We start from the raw sequence: 8491 nt of genomic DNA, 5'->3' as shown, positions 1-8491 counted from the left end.
GGTAGGGGAGGCGGGCGGGTCGGAGGGGACTCGCGGGGCGGGGTGGCCTGGCGGGGCGGGGTGGCCTGGCGGGCGGGGGGCCATCGGCGGGGCGGGGGCGCTGGTTGGGCCGGCGCTGGTCGGGCCGGCGCTGGTCGGGCTCGGGGACCCTGCGTCTGCTCTTCGGTTCCGGTCGGCTCACGAGCCGAGGGTCTTCGTGATGCTCCGGGACGCGGTCGCCGCCGCCGTCGCGGGATCGGCGCCGGTCAGCACGGCGGTCATGTACTGCTTGATCGGGTTGGTGGCCTCGACGGCCGCCCACTGCGGGGAGTTGGGCGTCGCCCGGCCCCGCGTCGCCCCGGCGGCCATCGCGGCCGTGCCCGCGTCGTCCTGGATGACATGGGCGAGCGAGGTGCGGTTGGGGACGTAGCTCATCGTTCTCGCCATGTCCGTCTGCCACGTGTCGCCCGCCAGCGCCGCCACGACCTCGTACGCGGCCTCCGGGTGGGTGGAGGCCTCCGGGACGATCAGGTCGGAGCCACCGGTGAAGACCGCACCCGGCCGGTCGGCCGTCTTGCCGGGAACGGGGAAGAAGCCGAGCTTGCCCTTGAGCGCGGGGTTGAGCTCCTCGACGATCTTCGCTCCGCCCGGCACGGCGATGATCTGGGCGACGTCGCCCTTGGCGAAGACCTCGGCCTGCGGGGGTTTCGCCTCGTCGGCGTCCTTGGGTCCCTTGCCGAGCGCCTGGAGCCGGCGGTAGAAGTCCATGCCGGCGAGGGCCTGTGGGGTGTCGAGTGCGCCCTTCCATGCCGTGCCGTCCTGGACGGCGAGGTCGCCGCCCTCCTCCCAGACGAAGCCGGAGAGGGCGAACCAGTTCTGGCCGGGGAGGTAGATGCCCTGGGTCTTGCCGCGGTTGAGCTTCTCGGTGACGGCGAGCCACTCGGCCTGCGTCTTCGGAGGAGCGGTGACGCCCGCTCGGGAGAAGAGGTCCTTGTGGTAGATCACGACGCGGTTGGCGGCGTACCAGGGGATGCCGTACTGCCTGCCGTCGACCTTCCCCGGCTCGGCGAGCCCCGGCAGCCAGTCCCCGCCGTTCAGCTCGCTCACCTTGTCGCTGAGATCGCGGACGCCGCCGCTCGCCGCGTACTGCGCGACCTGGGTGTTGCCGACCTCGATCACGTCCGGGGCGTCCTTGCTGGCGAGGGCGGCCGTGACCTTCTCGCCGATGCCGTCCCACTCCTGGATCTGGATGTCGAGGTCGATGTCCTCGTGCTCCGCCTCGAAGGCCGTGCGGAAGCGGGCGAGGAAGGAGTCGGTGACGCTGTCCTTCATGATCCAGACGGTGACCTTGTCGGCACCGCCGGACGCCGCGGGGTCGCCCGAGCCGCTGCAGGCGGTGGCGGCGAGGACGGCGGCCACCGCGAGGGCGGCACTACGGGGCAGGGTCTTCACAGGCACCTCGATGGAGAGTTGACCAATTGGTCAAGTGGTCAGGTGTGTGACCAGAAGGTGGCATGGACCAATCGCGCCGTCAATCCCCATGAATAGATGCGCTGTTCAGCCAGTGACAGGTCAACACCACCGACTAATATCCGGCTTACCAGTTGACCAGTAGGGAGAGCGGCATGACGGACGGCACAGCATGAAGGACGGCTCATCCAGCGGAGTGCTGAAGAGGGAACGGGTACGGGAGCACCTCCTCGGCCTGATCGAGAGCGGCGGCCCCGGCGACCCCATCCCGTCCGAGCGGACCCTCTGCGCCGCGCTCGGCGTCTCGCGCCCCACCCTGCGCGCCGCCGTCGGCGAACTCGTCGCCACGGGCGCGCTGGTGCGGGAGCACGGCCGCGGCATGTTCGTCGCACCCGCCAAGATCACCCAGCGTCTCGCCCCGGACGACGCGGCCTTCGCCGTCCCCCGCGCCTCCGGCAGCTGGTCCAGCACCGTCCTGGAATCCGCCACGATCCGGGCCGGCGCCCGCATCGGCCGCAGACTCCGTGTCTCGCCCGCCGCCGAGCTGCTCTACATCGCTCGCCTCCGCCTCGTCGACGGCGCGCCCATGGCCATCGAGCACCTGCACATCCCGGTGGACCTGGTGGGCACCGCGCTCACCCCGGAGGAGCTCGAAGCGGGCGACCTCTACGACCACCTGCGCGACCGCCACCAGGTCCACGTCCAGGAGGCCACCCAGTCGATCGAACCCACCGTCGTCAGCGAGGACGAGGCCGCGCTCCTCGACGTCCCCGTGCTCTCGCCCGCCCTCCTGATCGAACGCCTCACCCTCGACACCGCCGGCCGCCCCGTCGAGTACGTCCACTCCGTCTACCGAGGCGACCGCTACCGCATCGTCTCCCGCCTCGACCTCACGCGCGACGGCCTCGTGACCCCCTCCGCCGAGGGAGATGCATACTGACGCGCAGCCGACCGAACGACGGGGAGGGACCGGGATGGAACCCAGCGGAGGGGACCGGCCGCGGCCGAGCGCGGGAGACACCGCCCGGCCGGACGCGGGAGGTCGGACGGAGCTCAAGCGCGAGCGCGTCCGGGAGCACCTCCTCACCGTCATCGACGCGCGCCACCCCGGCGACGCCATCCCGTCCGAGCGGACCCTCTGCGCCACCCTCGGCGTCTCCCGTCCCACCCTGCGCGCCGCCGTCGACGAACTGGTGGCCACGGGCCTGCTGGTGCGGGAGCACGGCCGCGGCATGTTCGTCGCGCCCGACAAGATCACCCAGGAGCTGGTCGCCGAGCACCACGCCGCCGCAGCGCCCCACAGCCGGGGCAGCTGGACGAGCACGGTGCTCGAACTCCGTACCGTGCGCGCCGGTGCGCGGATCGGCCGCAAGCTCACGATCTCCCCGGCGGCCGAGCTGGTGCGCGTGACCCGCCTCCGGTACGTCGACGGCGACCCGATCGCCCTGGAGCACCTGCACGTCCCGGCGGACCTGGTGCCCGGCCTCACCGTCTCGGACATGGAGGGCGGCTTCTACGCCCACCTGCGAGAGAAGCGCGGCATCCGGACCGCGCAGGCGGTCCAGTCCATCGAACCGACGGTGCTGAGCGAGGAGGAGGCGGTCCTGCTCACCGTGCCGGTGCTCTCGCCCGCGCTGCTGTTCGACCGGATCACCTCCGACACGGTTGGCAGACCGGTCGAGTACGTGCGCTCCCTCTACCGGGGCGACCGCTACCGCATCGTCTCCCGGCTCGCGCTGCGCGACGGCGCGACCGACCACCCGGCGGCGGACGCGGCCCGCGCCGGAGCGTGGTGGGGGACGGTGGAGTGACGTGCTCGTACGAGACCGTCCCCACGGCGGTCGTACGCGACGACCGTCCCGACCTCGTCCCCGCGCTCAACGGCAGCCCAGGCCCTGCGGGGCACGGGTGACGGCGGTGGCGTGCAGCGGACTTCGCCGCGACGGCCCCAGCGACCGAAAGAAGGTGGCCTGGGTGGATGAGACCGAAGAACAGCTACTGGGGGAGTTTCGGTCGCTTTTGGGTCGCTCGGGGAAACATGCAGGTCAGGTGGGTCCAGAAGGGCCAAACAGCGACTGAAGCGACTGAAGGCTCCTATCTATGACGCGCACACGCGCACGCGAATGTCCTTATAAAGTCCGAGCTTGGGTCGCTTCAGTCGCTCTGGAGGCACTGGCACGGCTCTGACCTGGGGTTTTGTGAAAGCGACTCAACGAAAACCCAGTCGCTGAGACGCTGGATTCTTCGGTCGCTGGAGGCCTGCACCGGGATAGGCCCCCAGCGACCGAAGGGGAAGAGGGCGGGGGCAGCGACCGTTCGGTCGCTGCCCCCGCCCTCTTCCCGTCTCAGGCCTCCGGCAGGATCATGCCGAGTTCCCGCATCGCCGCCGACTCCGGACCGCCCTCGGAGCGCTGGGTCTTGTAGCCCTTGATGCCGGGAGCCACCGTGCGCGGGTCGACGGCCTCGGAGGGCGCCCCGGACGCGTACAGGCCCGTGGGCTGCCCGTCACGGTCGTGGGGGAGCAGCCAGAACACCCGGCGAACGAAGGTGCCCGACGCGCGCGAGGAGCGGGCTTTCGGGCCGAGGATCGCGTAGCCGACCATCCGGCCTGCCCGGTGGTAGGCGGGCTTGCCCCGGCGGGTCGGCAGTCGGTCCAGGGTCTGCCGGACGTAGTCGAGGGGCTCGATGTCCTCCAGCCACACGAGTTCCGTCTCGGAGCTGAGCTGCTCGGGCTCGATGAGCGCGCTCATACCGTCTCTCCCATTTCGGCGTTGAGTCCGATGCCCGGGTAGAACTTCCGCTGGTTCGACAGAATCATCTGCTTGGGCGTGCTGATGCCGATGGTTTCACGTACCCGGGCGGCGAAGGCCCTGGACGACACCGGGTTGGCTCCTTCCAGACGGCACCACCCGGTATAGCTGCTGTACAGCTGGCTCTGTTCCGCCCGCATGGCGGGATCCAGTGTGCAGCACTCGCCCAGGAAGCGTCCGGTGTGGTCCTCGGTCTCGGCGTAGGCCGTGGTCGCGGTACGGACCTGCTGCGGACCTGTCAGGTCGCGGGGGCCGCTCAGGTAGCGGCGGGCGCCGGCGATGAGCCAGTGGAGGATGCCGGGGCCCTCCTCCGTGACCAGGACGTCCGCGAGGTTGTCGATCTGCCGGTCCGCCGCGACGACCCGCTCGAACGGGATCAGCTTCATTCGGCGCCAGAACGCGTACCCGCCGGTGCCGACCTCGGGACGGTGGTTGCCGAGCAGCCACAGTTTGTGGGTCGGGGTGAAACTGAAGAAGTCCTGCCGCATCCGGCGCGCCTTGATCCGGTCGCCGCCGGTGAGCAGCTTCACCCGGGCCTCGTCGAACCGGTCGCCGGGCTTCAGCTCGGAGCACACGATGATGCGGCGGCCGTGGAGCTCGGCCAGGTCCGTGGGGTGCCCCTCGAAGGGACGGGCCATGAGGAAGCCGGGCGGGGCGGCGTCCGCGTAGTCCCCGAGGAGTTTGACCATCACGTCCAGGAGGACGCTCTTGCCGTTCTTCCCCTGCCCGTACAGGAACGGCATGATCTGGGCGCCGACGTCCCCGGTGATCGAGTACCCGAGCAGCTCGTGCAGGAAGTCGATGAGCGCCCGGCCGTCCTCGTCGTCGCCGAAGGTGTCGGTGAGGAACCGGTCCCAGCGCGGCGTCGACATCGCGCGGGCCGAGACGCTCGTCGCCCGCGAGTGGAAGTGCTTCTCCGGGTCCGGCGCCGACAGCTGGCCGGTGGCCAGGTCGACCACCCCGTTGGGCGTGCACAGGGCGTACGGGTCGGCGTCCAGACGCGCCGCGTTGAGCACCATGCCGGGGGCGGCCTTCGCCTGGAGCAGCATCGCCTTCATGCCGGACGTGGACAGGGCCCGGCGCTGGTGGCGGCGGAGCTCCGCGGTGCTGCACCGGCCGCTCGGGTCGTTCTCCGCGAGGGACTCGGCCATCTCGCCGGCGGCCCACACCACGGTGTCGTCCTCGTCCAGGGCCCAGCGGTAGCCGGACCAGCGGTACCAGCCGATGCCCGGGACGTGCCGGAAGTCCCGTCCGTACAGGGCGACGAACAGCTTCGCGTTGCCCCGGTCGCTGAGGCTGTCGGGGAGCAGGCCGTGCTCGGTCGCGTGCGGCGGCACGGTGGGGGTCGGCGCCTGGGCCGGTACGGCGGGGTGCGGGGTCGAGCGCAGGATCTGCCGGGCGATCTCCGCCGGGTCGAACAACTCCTCCTGGGGCTCGGGTACTCGGGTCACGAATGGTCTCCCGGCATGAGAGGACGCTGTTGGCCGGCGCTCATTCCGCTGCGGATGATCTGCAGGGCCCTTCGTTCTTGCGTGGGGCGGGCGTGGAGGGCGGCGGCGAGCAGCGCGGACTCGGCGGCGGAGGCGGTCAGATGACCGGCGCTCACCAGCCCGCCCGCGGTGTAGGCGGCCCGGTTGAGTTTGTCGCTGAAGGCGGCCCCCTCGGGGACGGACGCGCAGCCGGACACCGCGGCCAGGACGGTGGCGAGGGTGCGTCCCGCGACGGCCCGGCCGCCGCCCGCCGCGATGACCGCGGCGCGGGCGCGCTGCGGGACGGGGGAGCAGGTGCGCTGGGCCGGCGGTGCGGGCAGGTGCCCGGTGCGGGCCAGTTCCAGGGCCAGCCAGGACGGCAGCGGTGCGGGGTGGCGGGCACTGCCCACCGCGGTGTACGTCCCCGCGTCGGTGGTGGTGCCGGGGGCGATGATGTAGCCGCCGTGCGCGCGGACGTCGACCTGCCAGGCCAGGGCCCGCGACGGGCTGGACCCGGCCGAGCACTGCCACGCCTGCCCCGGCTCGGCCGCGTACCAGACGTGCATGCCGCCGGAAGGTGTCCGGACCCGCAGGGTGTTCGTGTCCTCCGCCGGATCGGGCTGGCCGCGCAGCGCCGCCAGGAGGGCGAGGCTGTGGTACCCGTGGCGCAGCCCGTTGAGGGAGACGGACGGGGGGATGGGGATTCCCGGCAGGAGCCGCTCCCGCTGCGGGGGCAGGGCCTCGTGGGCGTCCACGTCGATGACGACGAGACCCGCGCTGCCGCAGGCCACGCCCACGCCGAAGCCGGGCTGCTGGCCCCACCAGTTCTCGATGCGGGCGGGGTCGGTGGTCGCCGCGTGGAAGCCGTGGCACCAGCGGCCGGAGGGGATGCAGGGGCAGTCCTGCGGGCTGTGGCTGCGGACCTGACACTGCCGACAGTTCGCGCTGGGTGTCTTGCGGCGCGGTGCGAGAGGATGCACGGGCCATCCCTGGCCGGCGCACCACAGGGCGATCTCCAGCGGAGCACCGGGGTGGTCGGCGCGGTGAACGCCCGGGCGATCGGCGTGTTCGGCGCGGTCGACACGGTCTGCGTGGTGAGTGGCCCGGCGTTTGGCGTAGGGGCCGGGCTGAGCGAGCAGGCTTGAGTCGCTGGTGGATTTCCCCAGGTCAGGGGTCATGCGGAGTTCCTCTCAGCGACCGAAGCGACTCAAAGTCAAAACATGCTTCGAGTAGGTTAGCGGAGGCCGGGACGGAATCCCGTGAGCCCCTGCGGAAACCACGGGTCGCGAAAGGCCGGATGGACCCGACGAGCGGGGGGAAGGCCGGGTCCACCCGGCGGCCCGGCCGATGCCCCCACGGGCGGGCCGGATGTGTCAGGTCAGCTCCAACTGCCTCGCACGAGTGGCATGGAAGAGGCGCCGTCACCCTCCGTACGTACGGCGAGGACCTGGTTGACGCCGATGCTGTTGCGCTCGAAGCCCAGGGCAGATGCCGCCATGTACAGGCGCCAGACCCTGGCCCTGCCGCGTGAGGTGAGACGTTCCGCCTCGGCGAAGTGCTCCTCCAGGTTCCGCACCCACGCCCGCAGCGTCAGTGCGTAGTGCTCGCGCAGGGCCTCCAGGTCACGCACCTCGAAGCCGGCCTGCTCCAGGGAGGAGACCGTCGACCCGACGGGGGAGAGCTCGCCGTCCGGGAAGACGTACCGGTCGATGAACTCGTCCACCCGGTACCCGGCTTCGTCGGCCAGCGGGCGGCGTGCGATCTGGTGGTTGAGGAGACGGCCCCCGGGCTTGACCAGCCGGTGCAGGATCTCCGCGTACTCCCGGTACCGGACCTGGCCGACGTGCTCGGCCATCCCCACCGAGGAGATCGCGTCGTACGGTCCGTCGTGGACGTCCCGGTAGTCCTGGACGCGGATCTCCACCCGGTCCGTCAGACCCGCCTCGGCCGCCCGCTTCCGGGCCAGATCGGCCTGTTCGACGGAGATGGTGATGCCGGTGGCGCGGACGCCGTAGTGCTGGGCCGCGTGCAGGACCAGCGAGCCCCAGCCGCACCCGATGTCGAGCAGGTGCTGCCCGGGGCGCAGCGCGAGCTTGCGGCAGATGAGGTCGAGCTTGGCGTACTGGGCGTCCTCGAGGCTGCCGTCGGCCCGGTCCCAGTAGGCGCACGAGTAGACCATCGAGGGCCCAAGGACGTGCGCGTAGAACTCGTTGCCCACGTCGTAGTGGTGGCTGATGGCCGCCCGGTCGCGGCGCTTGGTGTGCGCCTCGCCCCGGCGTCGGGACTCCTCGGCCGGGGGCGGCGGTGGTACGCCGGGACCCGCGAGCCGGATCAGGCCCGCCGCTATCCGCAGGGCCGTACCGTCGCGGACCATCCGGCGGCCCAGGTCGCGGCCGCCGCCGTCCGGGACGACGGCGGTGAGCCGGTCCAGGGCGTCGTACAGGTCGCCCTCGACGTCGATCTCCCCGGCCACCCACGCGCGGGCCAGACCGAGTTCGCCCGGGTGCCACAGCAGACGGCGCAGGGCGCGGCGGCTGCGGACGACCAGGACGGGGGTGTCCTGCGGCCCGGTCTCGCTGCCGTCCCAGGCGCGGAGCCGGAGCGGCAGCGGGGTGCCCAACGCCTGTGCGGCGAGGGCGGCCAGTCGGTGTGCGGCGTCAGGAGCCACGGGGTTGCCTTTCTGTCTCGTCCTCTTCGGAACAGCGGTTGGTACGGGGGTGTGGGGAGTGAGGCGTGTGGGGGATGCGGGGGGATGTGGGGATG

7 protein-coding genes are annotated in these 8491 nt (G+C 71.8%); 2 read left to right on the top strand and 5 right to left on the bottom strand.

The window, feature by feature from the left end; all coding sequences use genetic code 11:
• Window positions 1-177: 177 nt before the first annotated feature.
• A complete protein-coding gene (locus tag IO20_RS0133810) occupies window positions 178-1437 on the bottom strand; it encodes an extracellular solute-binding protein (RefSeq protein ID WP_030556102.1) in 1260 nt (419 codons plus the stop codon).
• A 184-nt stretch (window positions 1438-1621) separates the two neighbouring features.
• Between IO20_RS0133810 and IO20_RS0133805 the strand changes: the two genes are divergently transcribed.
• Both IO20_RS0133805 and IO20_RS0133800 read left to right on the top strand, forming a co-directional pair.
• Window positions 1622-2389: a GntR family transcriptional regulator gene (locus tag IO20_RS0133805; protein ID WP_030556104.1), complete on the top strand. Its 768-nt coding sequence runs from the start codon at window positions 1622-1624 to the stop codon at window positions 2387-2389.
• A 34-nt stretch (window positions 2390-2423) separates the two neighbouring features.
• Window positions 2424-3260 (top strand): GntR family transcriptional regulator, encoded by an 837-nt coding sequence (locus IO20_RS0133800; protein ID WP_078946258.1) that lies wholly within the window; start codon window positions 2424-2426, stop codon window positions 3258-3260.
• A gap of 534 nt (window positions 3261-3794) precedes the next feature.
• On the opposite strand, the gene IO20_RS0133795 is transcribed toward IO20_RS0133800, so the two are convergent.
• The 4 genes from IO20_RS0133795 to IO20_RS0133775 all read right to left on the bottom strand — a co-directional run bounded on the left by IO20_RS0133795 (window position 3795) and on the right by IO20_RS0133775 (window position 8396).
• Window positions 3795-4199, bottom strand: coding sequence for a DUF6009 family protein (locus IO20_RS0133795; RefSeq protein ID WP_030556108.1), 405 nt, complete (start codon window positions 4197-4199; stop codon window positions 3795-3797).
• Window positions 4196-5710, bottom strand: a complete 1515-nt coding sequence (locus IO20_RS0133790) for a DNA primase family protein (protein WP_030556110.1) — start codon at window positions 5708-5710, stop codon at window positions 4196-4198. Before IO20_RS0133790 ends, IO20_RS0133795 begins: the two co-directional genes overlap by 4 nt.
• Complete coding sequence (locus tag IO20_RS0133785; RefSeq protein WP_281181699.1) at window positions 5707-6741, bottom strand: bifunctional DNA primase/polymerase; 1035 nt, start codon at window positions 6739-6741, stop codon at window positions 5707-5709. Before IO20_RS0133785 ends, IO20_RS0133790 begins: the two co-directional genes overlap by 4 nt.
• A 365-nt stretch (window positions 6742-7106) precedes the next feature.
• Window positions 7107-8396, bottom strand: coding sequence for an SAM-dependent methyltransferase (locus IO20_RS0133775; RefSeq protein WP_037636959.1), 1290 nt, complete (start codon window positions 8394-8396; stop codon window positions 7107-7109).
• Window positions 8397-8491 lie beyond the last annotated feature (95 nt).

Origin of the sequence: Streptomyces exfoliatus, assembly GCF_000725545.1 — a bacterium.
Taxonomy (GTDB): Bacteria; Actinomycetota; Actinomycetes; order Streptomycetales; family Streptomycetaceae; genus Streptomyces; species Streptomyces exfoliatus.
The sequence above is the reverse complement of the archived record's forward strand: the minus strand, read 5'-3'. Positions and strand labels throughout refer to the sequence as shown.

What these genes read in the sequence shown, in the direction of transcription:
- IO20_RS0133805 (WP_030556104.1), top strand. Translation starts at nt 1,622, where the DNA reads ATGAAGGACGGCTCATCCAGCGGAGTGCTGAAGAGGGAACGGGTACGG.
- IO20_RS0133800 (WP_078946258.1), top strand. Translation starts at nt 2,424, where the DNA reads ATGGAACCCAGCGGAGGGGACCGGCCGCGGCCGAGCGCGGGAGACACC.
- IO20_RS0133795 (WP_030556108.1), bottom strand. Translation starts at nt 4,199, where the DNA reads ATGAGCGCGCTCATCGAGCCCGAGCAGCTCAGCTCCGAGACGGAACTC.